Source organism: Amycolatopsis sp. MJM2582 (assembly GCF_000754115.1).
Lineage (GTDB): Bacteria > Actinomycetota > Actinomycetes > Mycobacteriales > Pseudonocardiaceae > Amycolatopsis > Amycolatopsis japonica.
On sequence record NZ_JPLW01000005.1, the window covers coordinates 177,444 to 195,454 of the forward strand.

The window sequence follows — 18,011 nt, forward strand, 5'->3', positions numbered from 1 at the left end:
TTCGCGGAGAGTCATGATCGCTCCGCTCGGTGACCGTGATGGTAACGCTCCGGAAGCGTCGGGGCGTGTTCGGGAGCGGATTCGATCTTGTTGCGGACGGTGACAGCCGGGTTAGCACGAACGGGGTGGTCCAGACCTCTGAGCGACCGGCTTCGCGCAGGTGGGGGCTGGTCTAGTCCAGATGGCCCTGAAGCGACTTTCGGCGTCGTACGGACGCCCTGAGGGGCTCGCGAATGGGGTAAGCGAGGCGCTTCGGGGCCCTTCGCGGCTCGCGGCTGTCCGTGAAGGCCTCCTTGCCTACCTTGAGGGTAGCGAAGGAGGCCTTCACGGAGCCGCGGAGGGGAGCAAGGGACCTTTGCTACCGCGCTAGTTTTCCTAGCGGCGCTAAATGGCCGGTGTTCGCAATATAACCCGAATGCCATGTCTCGATTGATGGGAATCCGGCGTGTCGGGGCCGTGGCCGACTCCGTGGCCCAAGTCCGTGAAGGCCTCCTTGAGGGACCCAGAGTCCCTCAAGGAGGCCTTCACGGACTTGAGAAGAAGCGGCTCAGGAGGACTGGCGCTGCTCGAACAGCGTCACGCCGACCGGCGGTAGCCCCACGACGCTCGCCATCACCTGGCAGAACGCCTGCCCGTGCGACCGCAACGCGGCGTCCGTCGGCGTCCAAGACGCCCGAAGTTCCAGATCGTCGGTGCGCGCGGGCCCGGAGATGTCGCCGAAGCGGGCCGACGAGGTTTCGGTGACCGTGCCGCCCAGCGCCGTCCACTCCGCGCCGGAGGTCTCCAGCGCGTCGGTCAGCCACGACCAGCCCACGGCGGGCAGGAAGGGATCGGTCGCCAGTTCCCGGTCGAGTTCCGCGCGGACGTACATGACCAGCCGCAGGACGCCGTCCCAGCCTTCCTGGCCGTCGGGATCGTGTAGCAGCACCAGCCGCCCCGACGCCAGGACGTCCGCCGGCCCTTCCACCTCACAGCTCACCGCGTAGGACCACGGCGCCAGCCGCTGCGGCGGGCGCATCTTCTCCAGCCGCACTTCGGGACGGGGCCGGACCGATTGCAACGCCGCGACGGCTTCACGGAAGAGATCGGGTACTGACGTCATCGCGGTCACCAACCGACTGTAAGACGCGATCGTCCGGTTCGGGGCGCAGACGCGCCGAGAGTAAGGCCTCCGAGCGCACATGGCACCATGAACCGTGATGTCTCCTTCAGTTGCTTCTCCCGCGCAGACCGTCCCGGCGGCCCGTCGCGCCCTGCCCGGGGCGCCGTTCCTGGCCGCCGCGCGCGGCGAACGCCCGGCTCACACCCCCGTGTGGTTCATGCGCCAGGCGGGCCGGTCGCTGCCCGAGTACCGGGCCCTGCGCGAGGGCACCTCGATGTTCGAGGCGTGCTTCGACCCCGAGATGCTCGCCGAGATCACGCTCCAGCCGATCCGCCGTCACGGCGTCGACGCGGCCATTCTCTTCAGCGACATCGTCGTCCCGCTCAAGGCGGCGGGCCTCGACATCGACATCGTCGCGGGTACCGGGCCGGTCGTCGCCGAGCCGATCCGCGACGCCGCGGGCGTGCGCGCGCTGCCGGTGCTGGAGCCCGAGCAGGTGGAGCGGGTCGCCGAGGGTGTCCGGCTGCTGGTGGGCTCGCTGGGCGAGACGCCGCTGATCGGGTTCGCCGGCGCGCCGTTCACGCTGGCCTCGTACCTCATCGAGGGCGGGCCGAGCCGTAACCACGAGCACACCAAGGCGCTCATGCACTCCGAGCCCGGGCTGTGGCACGAGCTGGCCGGGCGCCTGGCGGACATGGCGATCACCTTCCTGTCCGCGCAGCTCGACGCCGGGGCCGACGCGATCCAGCTGTTCGACTCGTGGGCGGGCGCGCTCTCGGAGCGGGACTACCGCGAGTTCGTCCTGCCGCATTCGGCGAAGGTGCTGTCCGCGGTCGCGGGCTACGGCGTGCCGCGGATCCACTTCGGCGTCGGAACCGGCGAGCTGCTGGTGGCCATGCGCGACGCGGGAGCCGACGTGGTCGGCGTCGACTGGCGTATCCCGCTCGACGAAGCCGTGCGGCGGCTCGGCGGCGGTGTGGTCCAGGGCAACCTCGACCCGGCGCTGCTGCACGCGTCCTGGCCGGTCATCGAGGCCGAGGTGCGGCGCATCCTCGCCGAGGGCCGCGCGGCCGACGGCCACATCTTCAACCTCGGCCACGGCGTGCTGCCCGGTGTCGACCCGGACGTTCTGACGCGCGTGGTCGGGCTGGTGCACGAGCTTCAGCCGTGACCACGGTCGCCGTCGTCGGTGGCGGTATCTCGGGACTGACCGCGGCGTACCGGCTGCGGACCCTGCTCGGCGAGGACGCCAGGATCGTCGTCTTCGAGGCGACCGGGTCGCTCGGCGGGAAACTCCGCACGGTCGAACTCGCCGGTGAACACTACGACGTCGGCGCCGAGGCCTTCCTCGCCCGCCGTCCCGAAGCGCTCGCCCTGGTCCGCGAGATCGGGCTGGGCGAAAGCCTCGTCCATCCCACCAAGGCCCGCGCCAAGATCCACGCGGGCGGCTCCGTGCTCGGCCTGCCGCCGGGCACGGTCATGGGCGTTCCCGCCTCGGCCGACGCGGTCGCCGGGGTGCTGTCGGAGAAGGGCCGCGCCCTCGTCGAGGCCGAGGCGTCGCTGTCTCCGCTGGAACTGCCCGCCGGTGATGTGCCGCTAGGCCCGCTGCTGCGCGAGCGGTTCGGTGACGAACTGGTCGACCGGCTCGTCGATCCGCTGCTCGGCGGGGTGTACGCCGGGGGAGCGGACGGGCTCGGCCTGCGCGCGACCATGCCCGGGCTCGCCTCCGCGGTGGACCGCGGCGCGCGTTCGCTCACCGAAGGCGCGGCGTCGCTCATGCCCGCGTCGCCGAGTACGGCGCCGGTCTTCGGCACCCTGCTGGGCGGCCTCGGGACGCTGATCGCCCGGCTCGCGGAGCTGTCCCGCGCCGAGATCCGCACCGGGACCACGGTGACGGCGCTCGAGCGCACCGCCGACGGCTGGAAGGTCGACGACCTCGACGCCGACTCCGTTCTCCTGGCGGTCCCTGCGCCTTCGGCACGGCGGCTGCTCGACGGCGTCGCGGGCGTGGCGTCTTCGGCGTTCGCCGAGGTCGAACTCGCGTCGATGGCCGTCGTCGCGCTCGCGCTCCCGCCGGGCACCGCGCTGCCGGAGTCGTCCGGCGTGCTGATCGGTGCCGGGGAGCGGGACGCCGCCGGGAAACCGTTCGCCGCCAAGGCGTTCACCTTCTCGTCCCGCAAATGGGCGCAGTACGGCGAAGGGCCGGTTCTGGTGCGCGGCTCGGTCGGCCGCTTCGGCGAACCGGGCGCACTGCACGCCGACGACGACGAACTCGTGCGCGTGGTCCGCGAAGACCTCGCCCGGCTGAGCGGCGTCACCGCCGAGCCGATCGACACCCTGGTGACCCGATGGGGTGGCGGGCTCCCGCAGTACCGCACCGGGCACCTCGAACTCGTCGAGCGCATCGAGCGCGCCGTCGCCGGTGTGCCGGGGCTCGCCGTGGCGGGCGCGACACTGCACGGCGTCGGGCTCCCGGCCTGCATCGCCACCGCCGACGCCGCCGCCCGCCGCATCGCCGGGATCACATCGACCCACGAGGGCTCCTGAGCACCGGCAGTGCCAAGATGGCGGTATGGCGCGGCTGAACTACAACGAGCTCAATGACACCATCCGCTACACCGCCTGGTCGGTCTTCCGGGCCGAGCAGGGCAAGCTCGGCGGAGACCGGGCGAAGGCTACCGCGGAGACCACCGAGTACCTCGACGCGCTGGAGGCCAAGGGCGTCGTCGTCCGCGGTGTCTACGACCTCTCCGGGCTGCGCGCCGACGCCGACTACATGATCTGGTGGCACGCAGAGGAGATCGAGCAGGTCCAGGCGGCGTACAGCGGTTTCCGGCACACCCCGCTCGGCCGCGCGTCGGCGCCGGTGTGGAGCCAGGTCGCGCTGCACCGCCCGGCGGAGTTCAACAAGAGCCACATCCCGGCGTTCCTCGCCGGTGAAGAGGCCCGCAAGTTCATCTGCGTCTACCCGTTCGTGCGCTCCTACGAGTGGTACCTGTTGCCGGACGACGAGCGCCGCAAGATGCTCGCCGACCACGGCAAGGAGGCCCGCGACTACCCCGACGTCCGCGCCAACACGGTCGCGTCGTTCGCGCTGGGCGACTACGAGTGGATCCTGGCCTTCGAGGCCGACGAGCTGCACCGCATCGTCGACCTGATGCGTCACCTGCGCGGCACCGAGGCCCGCCTGCACGTGCGCGAGGAGATCCCGTTCTACACCGGGACGAAGGTGGCGCCCGCCGAGCTGATCGCCTTGCTGCCCTAGTGGACACCCGCGTCTGGACCACGCTCACCGGCGACACCCTCGCCGAAGACGCCGTCGAGATCACCGGTCCCGAGTCGGTGCTTCCCGGGATCTTCCGGGTCGAGGAGGCGGCCACGACGAGTATCGCCGCCGCGACGCTCGCGGCCGGGGAACTGTTGCGGCTGCGGGGAATCGAGCCGGGCAAGGTCTCGGTCGACACCCGGCACGCCGCCGCGTCGTTCCACAGCGAGCAGTACGTCCGCGTCGACGGCGAGCCGGTGCCGTTCAGCGCGCCGCTGTCCGGCGACTACCGCGCGAACGACGGCTGGGTGCGGCTGCACTGCAACTACCCGCGTCACGTGTCCGCCGTGTGCTGGGGTCTCGGCGTTCCCGCGACGCGGGCGGCGTTCGAGAAGGTCGTGGCGGCCAAGTCGAAGTACGAGGTCGAATCGGCCGTGGTGGGCGCGGGTGGTGCCGCGGCCGTGCTGCGCACCCGTGACGAGTGGCTGGCGCACAAGCAGGGGCAGGCGTCGAGCGCGTTGCCGGTCGCCGACATCCGACCGCTCGGGACATCGGAACCCGTGCGGCTCTTCGAATCCGACCGGCCGCTGGGCGGGGTGCGGATCCTGGACCTGACCCACGTCATCGCCGGGCCGGTCGCGGGCCGCGTGCTCGCCGCGCACGGGGCGACCGTCATGCACATCGGTTCGGCGCAGCTGCCGACCGTGCCGCCGCTGGCCGTCGACACCGGGATGGGGAAACTGTCGGCGTACGTCGACCTGGAGACCGAAGCCGGGCGCTCGCGGCTGCGCAAACTGATCGCCCGCGCCGACGTCGTGCTGCAGGGTTTCCGGCCGGGTTCGTTGACCGCCAAGGGTTTCTCCCCGGAAGCGATCGCCGAGCTGCGGCCGGGCATCGTCGTCGCGGACCTGTCCGCCTACGGCTGGGAAGGGCCGTGGGCACGCAGGCGCGGGTTCGACAGCCTGGTGCAGATGGCATCGGGGATCGCCGACGAGGGCGGCAAGGCGGCCGGACTCGACGGTCCGGGACCGCTTCCGGTACAGGCACTCGACCACGCGACCGGCTGGCTCACCGCGGCGGCGATCATGACCGCCGTCCGCCGGGCGGCCACCGAGGGCGGCAGCCAGCACGTCCGCACCTCGCTCGCCGGGACGGGGGAGTGGCTGAACTCCTTGGGGCGTAAGGAAGCCGGGCCCGCCGGGTTCGACGGCGGCGAGTGGCTCGAAGACGTCGACGGCCAGCTCGGCCGCGTCACCCGGGTCAAGATGGCGGGCACCCTGCCGGGCTCGAATCCACAGTGGACGGAAGCGACGCACATACCGGGGAGCGACCGCCCGGTTTGGTGACCGCCGCATTCAGAGGACTAAATGCGGCGGAGCCAGCGAGTGAACCGGCCTCGGGGCTTCGGGATCTCACCGCGCTCGACGAGCCACGTGCCGAAAGCGTCCGCATAGGCCCGCGCGCGGATCGCGTCGGTCTTCGGATGGCTCGTCGCGTACTCGCGGAAGAGCGCGGCGAACCGGTCACCGAGGGCTTCGGCGAGGTCCGGGCGGAGGTAGGCGGCCAGCCTGCTTTGCTTGTTCCGCAAGACGTCCGCCTCGATGCGGAGCCGGTCCGCGTCGAAGCCCGCCGGGGCGTCGCCTCCGGCGAGAAGCGCCTTGAGCAGCTCCGCCTGCTGTCCGGCGAGCCGCTCGCGGGGCGACGTCACGGCGAGACCGCTTCCCGCAACGCGGCCAGCTCCGCCGCCAGTTCGGTGTCGGACGGGTAGTCGTCGTCGCGTTCCAGCAGGACGCCGGGCGGTTCGGTACGCCGCCGCAGTTCGCGCAGCAGGTCCAGGACTTCCGGCACCACCGGATGGGCGTGCGTGTCGTGGTAGACGCCGTCGCGTTCGACACCGCCCGCCATATGGGTGTACGCCAGGCGCTCCCACGGGATCTCGTCGAGGAATCGCTCGGGATCGGTGCCGAGGTTGCGGGCGTTGGCGTACAGGTTGGCCACGTCGACGATCAGCAGGCAGCCGGTCCGGTCGGTGAGCTCCCGCAGGAACTCCGACTCGGTGAACTCCGCGTCCGGCCATTCCAGCACCGCCGCGATGTTCTCCAGCGCGAACGGGACCTCCACGATGGACTGCGTCAGTTTGACGTTGTCCACCAGGACGTCGAGCGCTTCGCGGGTGCGGGGGAGTGGCATCAGATGGCCCGAGTCGAGGCCGCCCGCACGCACGAAACACACGTGGTCGCTGGCCAGCGGCGCGCCGAGCTCGCGGGTGACCTCCGCGAGATGCTCGACGCGCGCGGTGTCCAGCGGTTCGGCCCCGCCCAGCGACAGCGAGACCGCGTGCGGAAGGACCGGCATTCCCTTGTCGCGCAAGGCGACCAAAGTTTCCGGCAGATGTCCGGCGTGCAGGTTCTCGGCGACGACCTCGACCCAGTCGACGCCCGGCAGCCGCGCGATCGACAGGTCGAGCTCGTGCCGCCAGCCGATGCCGATCCCGAGCTCGCCGGGTCCGTCAGCCGCCACAGCCGCCGCCTCCACCGCAGGAGCTGCCGCCGCTGCTGCACGAGCTTCCGCCACTGCTGCACGAGGAGCCGCCGCCGGACGAACCGCCGCCGAAACCGCTGGAGAGCTGCGGCGGGATCAGGGCCGCGCTCAGCTCCTCGTCGGGGTAGGAGGCGAGGCCGCCGAACGCGACCGCCGCCGCGGCGCCGCCCAGCACCGCGCCGCCGACGTAACCCGGTCCGTTCGGGATGCCGCGTTTGCGCTCCCGTCCGTGCGCGGACCTGGCCTTGTGGAGGACCCGGTTGCCTTCGGCGGTCGGACGAGGGCCAGGCTGCCTGTTCTTGAACGCACGGGCGATCAGGGTCGCGGCCCCGGCCGCGAGCAGCATCGGGATCAGAAAGCCGACCGGGCGGTCGCCGGCGATCCCGGCGATCAGGCGCACCACACCGAAGACCAGGACGGCGAGGTACAGGAAGTAGACGACCCGGCGGATCCGTGGCCCCTGATCGACGACGACCAGCCCTCGTGCCTCCAGATCCTTGGCGAGCGCCTGCATCGGACCCGACAGCCGCAGCCGGTCACGGATGCCGCGGGTCGTGGCGTTGTGCCCCGGCCGCGCGCTCTTGGCGACGGCCTTCTCGATCGGGTCGGCCGGCTCGGGGCCGGTGAGCTGGAGCTGCTTCGAGCTGCTGACCCGCAAGGTCCCGCGGTCGACCAGTGCCGCGATGGCCGTGTCGACCACCCGGTCCGAGCCGCCGGCGAGATAGGCGAACTCGTACACCGTCGGCTGCGGGCCGCTCACTTCGGCGCTCGGGGTTCTGGTGCCCAGCTTGGCCGCGATCGTCCACACGAGACCGGCGATCAGCGGGAACACCAGCAGGACGGCGTAGATCGCCAGGAACGTGGGTCCGGGGATGCCCCAGGTGTATTCCATCGCACGGGCCTTTCACGAGCAGGTGCACTTACCGTAGTCGGACGCCGCGCGGTCCGATCGTGGTTCCGTGATTCGAGCATCCGGCGCGGTGTCCGGCGACGGCAGTTGGGCCGTCAGCCGCCGCAGCCGCCTCCACCGCAGGAAGAACTCCCGCCGCCGCACGAGGAGCCTCCGCCGCCGCACGAGGGACCGGCGACATACGTGGCGCCTCCGCCACACGTGCCCGCCGTACCGGCGAACAGCCTGGCCTTGGTGTCGCCTGTCCTGATCAGCGTCACCGCGACGACCTTGTCCGGGAATGCCTGCCAGCCGTCGAGCGCCACCTGCCCGGCCGCGGTGCGGGCCAGGCCGCGATCCCAGTCGCCGTACCGGAGCGCCAGCGTGCCCGCGGCGGTCGCCCGGCCGGATCCGTCCGGCCATTGCCGCCACACGGCCAGGCCGATCGCGCCGATCACACCGACGATCAGGACCGCGAGGGCACCGACCGGCCGGTGCAGCGGTACGGCGTTCGCCAGCCGCACGATCCCCAAGGCCAAGACGGCCACGGACAAGGCGATCGCGTACTGCCAGCCCATCCGGCGGTGTTTCTCGGAGACCAGCAGGCCACGCTGTTCGAGATCGGCGCGCAGAGCCCGGACGGCCCCGTGCCGAGCCATCTTCGAACGCAGCTCGCGCAGGCCGATCCCGTTGCCGTGCACGAGCGAGACGACCGCGCGCTCGAAGGGATCGGCGGGGACCGGCCTGACCGGGTGCAGGACGCCGCGTCCGTCCGGCCGCAGGAAGTGCCTCGCGATCAGGCCGGCGACGGCGGTGTCGGTGACCCGCTCCGCGCCGTCCGCCAGCGCGGCCAGGTGGTAGAGACCGGGCACCGTCCTGGCACCGGTGTCACGGCGCAGCCACCACTCGTTCGCCACGGCGAGCGCGACCGGCAGTACGGCACAGACTCCGTACAGCCACGCGAAAGCCGGTCCGGAGATCCCCCAGGGTTCGTTCATACGACACCGCCCTCCCCGACGCTGTTCCTGTCATCCGGGAACGCGCCGGGAAGGGCGGTGGTTCGCTTCGTTCGGTTACGACTCGGGAACGAGCTTCAGCGAGATCGAGTTGATGCAGTACCGCTGATCCGTCGGCGTGGCGTAACCCTCGCCTTCGAAGACGTGCCCGAGGTGGCTGTGGCATGACTTGCACAGCACCTCGATCCGGCGCATCCCCATGGTGGTGTCCTCGCGGAGGAGGACGGCGTCGGTGTCGGCCGGGTCGTAGAACGACGGCCAGCCGCAGTGGCTCTCGAATTTCGTGTCGCTGCGGAACAGCTCGGCGCCACAGGCTCGGCACTGGTAGACACCGGTGGTCTTCTCATCGGTGTACTCACCGGTGAAGGGGCGCTCGGTGCCCGCCTGGCGAAGGACGGCGTACTCGTCGGGGCTGAGCTGCTCCCGCCATTCCTGCTCGGACTTGACCACGCGCGGCGTGGCTCCGACAACGGGTTTCATGCCTTTCACCGGTTCCACGTTACTCCGCGAGCCACGCGATGGCCCGGCCGATGATGTCCCATGCGGTGACCATCACGCCGAGCACGATGAGGACCACGACCAGTGCCGAAACCCACCAGCGCAGGCCGCCGAGACGGTTGCTGGAGTCGGCGAAATCGGAGACACCGTCGAGGCAGGCCTCCACGGTGAAGTTCGGGCCGCAGCGTTCGATGCGGTCCAGATGCTCGGCGAAGGCCCGGGCCTCGGGGTCGTGCGGGTCGAGGCCTACCAGGTCTTCCTGGAAGCGAGGATTCTGGCGAGGTCCGAAAGGTCCGCTATCGGCCATACCGGCAACAGTAAGCCACGATCGGCGATTGGCCTACCACCAGCGAGGCGGGTCTCACCCCCGCCACGCTGCGTCAGTTGCCGAGTACTCGCGTGTCGGCGTCGATGTAGTACTGGCCGCCGACCTGGACCACGCGCAGCGCCGGACGTGTTCCCTTGTTGAGCGTGATGTTCATGTCGATCGAGCCGTCGGGGTTTCCGCCGCCGCTGTCCGCCCGCGCGGTGTCGGCACCGGTGACCTTGTGCGCGGCCCAGTATTCGGCGAAAGCCTGCTCAGAGCCGTACACCGCTTTCGCGGCCTCCGTGAGCTTGTTCCAGCTCGCGGATGTCCCGATCTTGTCGGTGTCGAAGAAGTCCAGCAGGAAGTTGCCCACGCTGGAGTAGCTGGTGACCTTTTCGCTGGGGGTCTTTCCCAGGCCCGCGGGCGCGGGACGCGACGAGGACGGGGCGCTCGATTTGGGCGCCGAGGTGCCCGGCTGCGGGTTCGCCCCGGCGTTGTTCCCGCCCGGGGTGTTGCCCCCGTTGCTGGAGTTCAGGATCAGGAACACGATCACGGCGATCACCACGACCGCGGCACCGGCGCCCGCGAACAGGACGGCCTTGCGCTTCGCGTCGGTCGGCTTGGCGGGCGACGGGCGCATCGGGGCGGCCGCGGACGGCGGCGGGCTCATCGCGGCGACCGGACGCGGCGGGGTGTTCGGCGGCGCGGACGGCGAGCGCATCGGGATGAACGCGGCCGTCGGCGTGTGCGTCTTGGTGGGTTGCGGAGGAGCCGCGGTGGAGGCGGCCGGCTTGTCGGTCCGCTGCCACGGCGGGCGGTCTCCGCCGGGGATGCCGTGCCCGGGGGTCTCGGGCACGGCGGGCTGTCTACCGCCGCCCGCCCCGAAAAGCCGCGGCGAGGCGGCCGTGCCCGCGCCGGATTCGTTCGCCGCCAGCGCGGCGAGGCGCTCCCTGGCCTCGGCCATGGTCGGGCGCTCGGTCGGCTCGGTGCGCAGCAGGCTCATCAGCAGCGCCGTCGCGGCACCCGCCTGCTGCGGCGGGTTGATCTGGCCGTTCGCGGCCGCGTACAGCAGCGCGAGCTGGTTGGAGCTGTTCCCGTACGGGGTCTGGCCCTCGATCGCCTGGTAGAGCGTCGCGCCGAGCGCGAAGACGTCGGAGCTGGGTACCGGGTCCGAGCCGCGCGCCAGCTCGGGCGCGAGGTACGCCGGGGTGCCGCCGATCAGGCCGGTCTGGGTGAGCGTCATGTCGCCGGCCGCGCGGGAGATGCCGAAGTCGGTGATCTTCGCGGTGCCGGACTCGTCGATCAGGATGTTGCCCGGTTTGACGTCGCGGTGCACGATACCGGCGCGGTGCGCGGCGACCAGTGCCGACGCGACCTGCTCGCCGATCTTCGCGACGCGCCCCAGCGGCAACGTGCCTTCGTCGGAGATGATCGCCGAGAGGCTCGGGCCGTTCAGGTACTCCATCACCAGGCAGGGGTCGCCGCCGTGCTCGGCGATGTCGAACACCACGATCGCGTTCGGATGCTGGAACCGGGCCGCGTTCTTCGCCTCGCGCATGGCGCGCTGGCGCATGTTGTCGCGTTCGGCCTCGGAGACACCTGGCTGCGGGAGGATCTGCTTGACCGCCACCGAGCGCTCGAGGCGGACATCGATGGCACGCCAGACCACCCCCATGGCACCGCTACCAATTTGCTCGACCAGGCGATAGTGCCCAGCGATCAGCTGACCGGTGTCGATGGCGACTGCTCCTGACACATTCTCCGGGTGATGGTGGCGTTACGCGGCCTGACAGGTCCCGCGCACCCGATCGAGTGTAGCGGGCGGCGGTTTCGGCTCCCCGTCAGCTCGCCGGTGCGGAGGCGGGCAATTCTTCCTCGCCGCTCGGTTCGGGCGTCGGAGGGGCCTTGCGCCGGAAGACCTTGACCAGCCCGATGGCCCCCGCGGCGGCGAAGACGGCGTAACAGATCAGCAGGGCGGGAGGTGTTTCCCCGGTCAGCGCGTCGCCGAGGACGACGACGGCGACCGTACCCGGCAGGCTGCCGAGCGCGGTCCCGATCAGATACGGGGCGAAACGGACCGATGACACTCCGCACAGGTAACTGAACGGAGCGAACGGCACCATCGGGATCAGCCGTAAGGAGGTGATCGCCAGTACCCCGCCGTCCGAAAGCCGGTCGTTGACCGCGCGGACCTTCGCCCGGTGCAGGTGCCGGGTGACCAGATCGCGGCCGAGTGCCCGCGAAAGAGCGAACGAGAGCCCCGAGGCGACCGTGGTCGCCAGGATGCCGACGACGATCCCCGTCGTGGCACCGAGCAGCAGGCCGCCGGCCAGGTTGAACACGGTGCGCGGGATCGGTGCCACGGTCAGCACCGAATAGACCAGGAAGAACACCAGCGGGGTGGCCGGACCGGTCTCGGCGGCCCAGGCCCGCAGCCCGGCCGGACTCGGGATCGGCAGCAGCACCGCCGCCGCCACGAACAGGGCGAGTACGGCGAGCGCGAGGATTAATTTGGTACGCCCGGACACCGCGTCCACCGTACCGTGTCCGCCGTGATCGACACCGAGGCGCTGCGGGCACAGCCCGAACTCACCGGCGAGAACGTCGTGCTCACGCAGCTCGACGAGACCTACTTCGAACCCGCGTGGCAGGCGCTGCACGAACCGGAGGGCACCCGGTTCACCGGAACGCACGCGACGTTCACCGAGGAGCAGATCCGCAGCTGGCTCTCGTCCCGGCCGGGCCTCGACGACCGGGCGGACTACGCGATCCTGCGCAAGGACGACCGCGTCTATCTGGGCGACGTCGTGCTCAACGAGGTCGACGCGGACAACCGCTCGGCCTCGTTCCGGATCGCCCTGACCGGGCCCGACGTCTTCGGCAAGGGGTACGGCACCGAGGCGACGAAGCTCATCCTGGACTTCGCGTTCGACATCGTCGGCCTCCATCGCGTCTCGCTGGAGGTCTTCGACTTCAACCCCCGCGCGCAGCGGGTGTACGAGAAGTCCGGGTTCGTCCGCGAAGGTCTCCAACGCGACGCGCTGTGGTGGGACGGCGAATGGCACGACGCGATCAGCATGGCGATCCTGGAGACCGATCCCCGGCCCTGATCGGCGATACGGTGGGCGCATGCCCAAGAACGGTGAGCCGATCGAGGTCGAGGCAGGCGAGCGCAAGGTCCGGGTGTCCAGCCCGGACAAGGTGTACTTCCCGGCCCGGGGGATCACGAAGCGCCAGGTCGTGGAGCACTACGTCGCGGTCGGCGTGCCGTTGCTGCGCGCGATCGGGGAGCGGCCGACCACGCTGAAGCGCTACGTCGACGGCATCGAGGGCGAGTGGTTCTACGCCAAGCGCGTGCCGAAGGGCGCCCCGGACTGGGTGGAGACCGCGAAGATCACCTTCCCGTCGGGCCGGACGGCCGAGGAGGTCTGCCCGACCGAACCCGCCGTGTTCGCGTGGGCGGCGAACCTGGGCACCTTCGACTTCCACCCGTGGCCGGTGCGGCGGCCCGACGTCGACCATCCCGACGAACTCCGCATCGACGTGGATCCGCCGGACGAGGCCGGTTTCGCCGACGCGGTCGAGGTCGCGGGCGTGGTCCGCGAGGTCCTCGATTCGGCGGGCCTGACCGGCTACCCGAAGACCTCGGGCGGGCGCGGGGTGCACGTGCTGGTGCGGATCCGGCCGGACTGGGATTTCATCGACGTCCGGCACGCGGTGATCGCGCTGGGCCGCGAGGTCGAGCGCCGGATCCCGGAGAAGGCCACCATCGCGTGGTGGAAGGAAGAACGCGGCGGCCGGGTCTTCATCGACTACAACCAGGCGGCCCGTGATCGCACGGTGGCGTCGTCCTGGTCGGTCCGCGGCACCCCGCGGGCGACGGTGTCGACGCCGCTGACCTGGGATCTGCTGACCGAGGTCGACCCGGACGACTTCGACGTCCTCACCGCGGGCGCCTTCTACGCCGAGCGCGGCGACCTCCACGCGCCGATGGACGAGCAGGCGTTCGGCATCGAGACGCTGCTGGACTGGTACGCGCGCGACGAACGCGACCACGGCCTCGGCGAGATGCCGTATCCGCCGGACTATCCGAAGATGCCCGGTGAGCCGAAACGCGTCCAGCCGAGCAAGGCGCGCGACGATACTTAGGACCGGGTGAACTCACATCCGGCGACCTGGACGAACTCACCCTTGCGGGCGGTGAATCGCGCGGCGCCCGTGGTCAGCTGGTCGGCCACGATCTTCGACGCGCCTTCGGGCCGGAGCCGCGCCCAGTAGCAGTGCCCGTTTCCGCCCGGCGCCGGTCCGGGGGAGCGGTACGAGCCCGCTCGGATGTCCGTGCCGACCAGATAGGTCCCGTCGGCGAAGCGGTCCACTGAGGACGCGACCGCCGTGCGTCCCGAGGTGACCGGCGGTGCCGGGACGGTCACGGTCGGCGCGGGCGCGGCCTCCGCCGTGACGGTCACGGTCGCCGGAGTGGCCGGCGCGGCGACGGGCTCACCCGGCCGGGTGGCCGCCACCACACCGGCGCCGGCGCCCAAAGTGAGCGCGACGGCGAGCCCCGCCACGACGGGGAACGCATTTCGTGACGAGGTGTGCGGTATCGGTGACGAATTCGCGCCCGGCATCGGTCTCTTCTTCGTTTTGCTCGCGGAGTGATTGCGCTTTCGTGTCGATCTAGAAACCTGTTACCGCTTCGCCCGTGACCGATACGAGACTGTGTGACGCGTGGGACTCAGCCGTAACGCAGGGCTTCCTGCCAGCGACATTTCCCTCCGAACACTAGGCTGGGGGAGACGAAGGAGTACCCGTGGACGACCTGATCGCCTTCCTCGCCGCGCGTGTGGGGCAACGCCAGGCGTTGATCATGCAGGCGGTCAAGAAAACCGAGATCAACGAATCGCTCAATCGTGGTGAGACCAAGGTCGTCATCGAAAAGAAGATCCGCTCGCTCAACGACATCGAACTCGACGCGATCAATCAGATGATCAACGAGATCGAGGCGACCCGGCGGCTCCTGCAGGCGCATCGCACCACGGTTTCGGAGAAGGTCCCGGGATTCCCCTTGTACGGCAACGAGTACTGGTGCGAGACGTGCCATGTGCCCGCCGACGAGGCCGGCACGAACTGGTGCCTGACCCTGCGGCTGCTGGCCCTGCCGCACGCCGACCACCCGGACTACAGCGAGCGCTGGCGCCCCTGAGCGGGGAATGCCCGCCGGGCCCGGACGCGTTGACCCGAGGGTGATCACGCTTTCGGTACTGGACCGGTCCCCGACCCGCCGCGGCGGCGACGCGCCCCGCGCCTTGCGGGACACGGTCGCCTTCGCGCGGGACATCGAAGCCTTGGGGTATCACCGGTTCTGGGTGTCGGAACACCACAGCGTGCCCGGTGTCGCCGGTTCCGCGCCCACCGTCCTGGCCGCGGCGGTCGCCTCGGCGACCGGGCGGATCCGGGTCGGCACCGGCGGCGTGATGCTGCCCAACCACCGGCCGCTCGTGGTCGCGGAACAGTTCGGCGTGCTCGAATCGCTCTTCCCCGGCCGGATCGACATGGGGCTGGGGCGTTCGGTCGGCTTCACCGGCGGGGTGCGGCAGGCGCTCGGGCACGAGAAGGACGACGCCGATCGCTTCGGCGAGCAGGTCCGCGAACTGCTGGGCTTCCTCGCGGGCGATCAGACGACGTATCCGGGCGTGCACGCCATTCCGGCGGAAGGTCTGCGCGTGCCCGCGTTCCTGCTGGCCACCGGCGCGGGGGCGCGGCTGGCCGCGGAACTGGGGCTGCCGCTGGTGATCGCGCCGGTCCGGGGCGAGGGTCCGCTGCTCGAAGCGATCGAGGGGTATCGGTCCGGGTTCCGGCCTTCCTCTCAGGCTTCGCGGCCGTACGTCGTGGTGTCCACGGCCATCGCGGTCGCCGAGACGGCCGAACGCGCCCGGCGGTTGCTGATCCCCGAAGCGTGGTCGACCGTCTATTCGCGCACGCACGGCGTCTTCCCGCCGCTGTCGCCGGTGGAGGAGATCCTCGCCGGGCCGCTGTCGGACCGCGACCGGGACCGGCTGGACCGGGCGCTCGACGGTCAGCTCGCCGGCACCCCGGACGAGGTGGGCGACCGGCTCGCGGATCTCGTCGCCAAGACCGGCGCCGACGAGATCCTGGTGACCACCAGCACCTTCGACCAGGCGGAGCGGCTGGAGTCCTATCGCGCGCTGGCCGAGGTGGCCGAACTTCGCAGCCTGGTGGCCGTGTCGTGACCTTTGCTAGGGTCACGGCCATGACTGCCGGGTCGGCCTCGTGCCGTGAGCGGACGGGTTCCCCGGCCGCCGCTTGATCTCCGCGCGGGCCCGCAGCCCGCCTCCGCGTAGGTGTCCTCCTGTGGACCATGCGCGGAAAGGAGGTGAATCGCATGTCTCCCACCGAGAATTGGCGCGAGTTCGTCGTCGCGCACGCCGAGGGCGGCGTTCTGGACGGAGTCGTCACGCGGGTGCTCCCGTTCGGCGCGTTCGTCGAAGTGGCCCCCGGGATGGAGGGGCTGCTGCCGACCGTCGGCGGAACCGGCCCGTTCGCCGCCGGGGCGGCCGTCGCGGTGCGGCTGGACAAACTGGACGTCCAGAACCGCCGGTTCAGCCTGACCCTGGCCTGACCCCACGCGTTTCGTCCTCTGGATGCGGTACTTGCACACGCAAGGACCGCATCCAGAGGACTAATTGCGGGCAGGGGGAAACCCTAGAGGCGCAAGAGGAGCTGGGTGAGCATGCGCTGGGCGGGGTCGTCCAGGTCGATCCCGGACACCTCGCCGGCGCGGCGCACCCGGTACCGGACCGTGTTCGGATGGATGTTCAGCTCGCGCGCCGCGCGCCGGACGTCCCCGAACGCGTCGAGGTACGCGAGCACGGCGGGCACCAGGATCCCGCCGTGCTCCGCGTCGTGCGCGGCCAGTTCGGTCAGCCGCGGGTCGCGGATCCTCGGTTGCTCGCCGAGGAAGGCGAGCACCTCCGAGAGCAGGACTTCGGCGCGGACGTCGGCCAGCGAGGCGACGTCCGCGGTCTCGTGCCCGCGCGCCATCGTCGCCAGCACGCGGTCCGCGTCGCCGCGCGAGGCCGCCGCGTCCGAGAGCCGGGGCACGACACCGCCGAGCGCCGCGCGCACCCGGACGTCGAGATGCCGTTGCGCGGTACCGACGATTTCCTTGGCCAGCGCCAGGATCCGCGCTTCCGCGTGCTCGGGGAGGTCGGGAAGGAGCGCGTAGACCCGGCCGCCGATCACGCTCACCAGCGCGCTCCGCCGGTACGCGGCGGTGTGCACGGTGATCAGGTGCACCAGCTCGGCGCGCCGCAGCTGCCGGTCGGTGGCGGCCCGGTCGCGGGGGAGCGAGAACGCCAGCACCATGGCGGGTTTCGCGGGATCCGCGCCGATGTCGTCGGCGACGGACTCGGCGTCGACGCGGCCGTCGAGCAGGCCGGCTAGAAGATCCTCGCGCAGCCGGAGTTCGGGGCTGGGCAGCGTCCGGTGGCGGATCAGCTGCGGCGCCAGCGCCCGGCTCGCCCCGAGCAACGCGACCTCCGCGCTTTCGGTGAGCGGATGCGCGCCCTCCTGGACCCAGATCGTGCCCAGCGGCTGCGATCCGGCGTGGATCCCGGCCGCGATCCGGCGCCGGATGCCGAGATCGGGCCGCTCGTCGATGCGGACGATGCCTTCACCGGCGCGAAGCCGCTGGTAGACGCCCCATTCGCGCAACATCGCGAGATACCGTTCCGGGCCTTCGCGGCCGAGGATCGAAAGCCGGCGCAGTTCGTCCACCTCGTCGCCCGCCCGCGAATAGGCCAGCACGCGGCTCGCGGTGTCCTCGATGCTGACCAGGCCGCCGGTCAGCGTCGCGATGGTCTGCGCGAGCGAGAACAGATCGCCCAGCACCTCGCCGCTGTCCGCCTCACCACCCGCGCGCGCCGCGTCGACCACGCCCCTGGCCAGTGCTTCGACCTGCTCCCAGCGCGCCTCGTGGCCGACCTCGATCAGCGCGATCCCCGCGTCGGCCGCGACGTCGACGACGGCCGAGCCGGTCTTGACCGCGACGGCGGCCGCGCCGGACCGCCCCGCCGCCCGGATCGCTGCCGCGGCGGAGCGTCCGCGGGCGCCGATCACCAGGACGAGGTCACCCGGATGGGCGTCGGGCGGATCCTCCGGATCGTGGATGACCACGTCCTCCACTCCGACGCCGAGCCCGCCAGGGGCCGCGAGCACCCTGACCAGCGGTTCCCCGAGCGTGGCGAGGACATGCCGGAGCGAGGCGCCTGTGGTCGTATCCGTGGTCAGGTCATCACCGAATTAAGCCGATCGGACAAGATGGTCACCCCGATTCTAGCCAGTCGAACAAGCCGTGGCGACGCCGTCCGGTC

The 18,011-nt window shown here is 71.1% G+C and carries 20 protein-coding genes; 9 read left to right on the forward strand and 11 right to left on the reverse strand.

The features are described 5' to 3' along the window. Positions 1 to 547: 547 nt before the first annotated feature. The gene (locus ED92_RS28650; protein WP_037343785.1) at positions 548 to 1,111 is read right to left on the reverse strand and encodes a DUF3000 domain-containing protein; all 564 of its coding nucleotides are present in this window, start codon (positions 1,109 to 1,111) and stop codon (positions 548 to 550) included. Between the two features lie 88 nt (positions 1,112 to 1,199). On the opposite strand from ED92_RS28650, the gene hemE reads away from it, so the two are divergent. Genes hemE through ED92_RS28670 form a run of 4 tightly spaced genes read left to right on the forward strand, consistent with a single transcriptional unit; the run spans position 1,200 to position 5,713 of the window. Beyond that, positions 1,200 to 2,273, forward strand: a complete 1,074-nt coding sequence (gene hemE / locus ED92_RS28655; RefSeq protein WP_037343787.1) for a uroporphyrinogen decarboxylase — start codon at positions 1,200 to 1,202, stop codon at positions 2,271 to 2,273. Further along, positions 2,270 to 3,649: a protoporphyrinogen oxidase gene (gene hemG / locus ED92_RS28660; protein ID WP_037343788.1), complete on the forward strand. Its 1,380-nt coding sequence runs from the start codon at positions 2,270 to 2,272 to the stop codon at positions 3,647 to 3,649. The genes hemE and hemG overlap by 4 nt, the downstream gene beginning before the upstream one ends. 25 nt (positions 3,650 to 3,674) lie before the next feature. Then, positions 3,675 to 4,367 (forward strand): hydrogen peroxide-dependent heme synthase, encoded by a 693-nt coding sequence (hemQ, locus tag ED92_RS28665; RefSeq protein WP_037343790.1) that lies wholly within the window; start codon positions 3,675 to 3,677, stop codon positions 4,365 to 4,367. Then, positions 4,367 to 5,713, forward strand: a complete 1,347-nt coding sequence (locus tag ED92_RS28670; RefSeq protein ID WP_037343791.1) for a CoA transferase — start codon at positions 4,367 to 4,369, stop codon at positions 5,711 to 5,713. The genes hemQ and ED92_RS28670 overlap by 1 nt, the downstream gene beginning before the upstream one ends. Before the next feature lie 17 nt (positions 5,714 to 5,730). On the opposite strand, the gene ED92_RS28675 is transcribed toward ED92_RS28670, so the two are convergent. From ED92_RS28675 to ED92_RS28710, 8 genes are all read right to left on the reverse strand, one after another. Next, positions 5,731 to 6,075, reverse strand: coding sequence for a hypothetical protein (locus ED92_RS28675; RefSeq protein ID WP_037343793.1), 345 nt, complete (start codon positions 6,073 to 6,075; stop codon positions 5,731 to 5,733). Then, on the reverse strand, positions 6,072 to 6,887 hold the full coding sequence (locus ED92_RS28680) for a DUF692 domain-containing protein (RefSeq protein WP_037344498.1): 816 nt from the start codon (positions 6,885 to 6,887) through the stop codon (positions 6,072 to 6,074). Before ED92_RS28680 ends, ED92_RS28675 begins: the two co-directional genes overlap by 4 nt. Next, positions 6,877 to 7,800, reverse strand: coding sequence for a TIGR04222 domain-containing membrane protein (locus ED92_RS28685; protein ID WP_037343794.1), 924 nt, complete (start codon positions 7,798 to 7,800; stop codon positions 6,877 to 6,879). The genes ED92_RS28680 and ED92_RS28685 overlap by 11 nt, the downstream gene beginning before the upstream one ends. Positions 7,801 to 7,913: 113 nt before the next feature. Then, entirely contained in the window at positions 7,914 to 8,795 is an 882-nt protein-coding gene (locus ED92_RS28690) for a TIGR04222 domain-containing membrane protein (RefSeq protein WP_037343796.1), read from the reverse strand. Positions 8,796 to 8,870: 75 nt separating this feature from the next. Continuing rightward, entirely contained in the window at positions 8,871 to 9,293 is a 423-nt protein-coding gene (msrB, locus tag ED92_RS28695; RefSeq protein ID WP_034318341.1) for a peptide-methionine (R)-S-oxide reductase MsrB, read from the reverse strand. A gap of 19 nt (positions 9,294 to 9,312) precedes the next feature. After that, positions 9,313 to 9,618 (reverse strand): hypothetical protein, encoded by a 306-nt coding sequence (locus ED92_RS28700; protein ID WP_037343798.1) that lies wholly within the window; start codon positions 9,616 to 9,618, stop codon positions 9,313 to 9,315. Positions 9,619 to 9,691: 73 nt separating this feature from the next. Next, on the reverse strand, positions 9,692 to 11,293 hold the full coding sequence (locus ED92_RS28705; protein ID WP_037343800.1) for a serine/threonine-protein kinase: 1,602 nt from the start codon (positions 11,291 to 11,293) through the stop codon (positions 9,692 to 9,694). A gap of 166 nt (positions 11,294 to 11,459) precedes the next feature. Next, on the reverse strand, positions 11,460 to 12,146 hold the full coding sequence (locus tag ED92_RS28710) for a TVP38/TMEM64 family protein (RefSeq protein ID WP_037344502.1): 687 nt from the start codon (positions 12,144 to 12,146) through the stop codon (positions 11,460 to 11,462). A 24-nt stretch (positions 12,147 to 12,170) separates the two neighbouring features. Here ED92_RS28710 and ED92_RS28715 point away from each other — a divergent pair, with 24 nt between their 5' ends. Both ED92_RS28715 and ED92_RS28720 read left to right on the forward strand, forming a co-directional pair. Next, positions 12,171 to 12,728: a GNAT family N-acetyltransferase gene (locus tag ED92_RS28715; RefSeq protein WP_081975964.1), complete on the forward strand. Its 558-nt coding sequence runs from the start codon at positions 12,171 to 12,173 to the stop codon at positions 12,726 to 12,728. Positions 12,729 to 12,747: 19 nt separating this feature from the next. Then, a complete protein-coding gene (locus tag ED92_RS28720) occupies positions 12,748 to 13,767 on the forward strand; it encodes a DNA polymerase domain-containing protein (RefSeq protein WP_037343804.1) in 1,020 nt (339 codons plus the stop codon). Here ED92_RS28720 and ED92_RS28725 read toward each other — a convergent pair. After that, a complete protein-coding gene (locus ED92_RS28725; protein ID WP_037343806.1) occupies positions 13,764 to 14,186 on the reverse strand; it encodes a hypothetical protein in 423 nt (140 codons plus the stop codon). The genes ED92_RS28720 and ED92_RS28725 overlap by 4 nt on opposite strands. A 242-nt stretch (positions 14,187 to 14,428) precedes the next feature. On the opposite strand from ED92_RS28725, the gene ED92_RS28730 reads away from it, so the two are divergent. From ED92_RS28730 to ED92_RS28740, 3 genes are all read left to right on the forward strand, one after another. Beyond that, complete coding sequence (locus ED92_RS28730) at positions 14,429 to 14,821, forward strand: DUF6221 family protein (protein WP_037343808.1); 393 nt, start codon at positions 14,429 to 14,431, stop codon at positions 14,819 to 14,821. A gap of 7 nt (positions 14,822 to 14,828) precedes the next feature. Then, positions 14,829 to 15,869 carry an LLM class flavin-dependent oxidoreductase gene (locus ED92_RS28735; protein ID WP_052120911.1) on the forward strand — a complete coding sequence of 347 codons (1,041 nt, stop codon included), beginning with the start codon at positions 14,829 to 14,831 and terminating at the stop codon, positions 15,867 to 15,869. A gap of 152 nt (positions 15,870 to 16,021) precedes the next feature. Further along, the gene (locus ED92_RS28740; protein ID WP_037343811.1) at positions 16,022 to 16,258 is read left to right on the forward strand and encodes a S1 RNA-binding domain-containing protein; all 237 of its coding nucleotides are present in this window, start codon (positions 16,022 to 16,024) and stop codon (positions 16,256 to 16,258) included. A gap of 83 nt (positions 16,259 to 16,341) precedes the next feature. On the opposite strand, the gene ED92_RS28745 is transcribed toward ED92_RS28740, so the two are convergent. Further along, positions 16,342 to 17,856, reverse strand: a complete 1,515-nt coding sequence (locus ED92_RS28745) for a CdaR family transcriptional regulator (RefSeq protein WP_037343813.1) — start codon at positions 17,854 to 17,856, stop codon at positions 16,342 to 16,344. Positions 17,857 to 18,011: the final 155 nt, after the last annotated feature.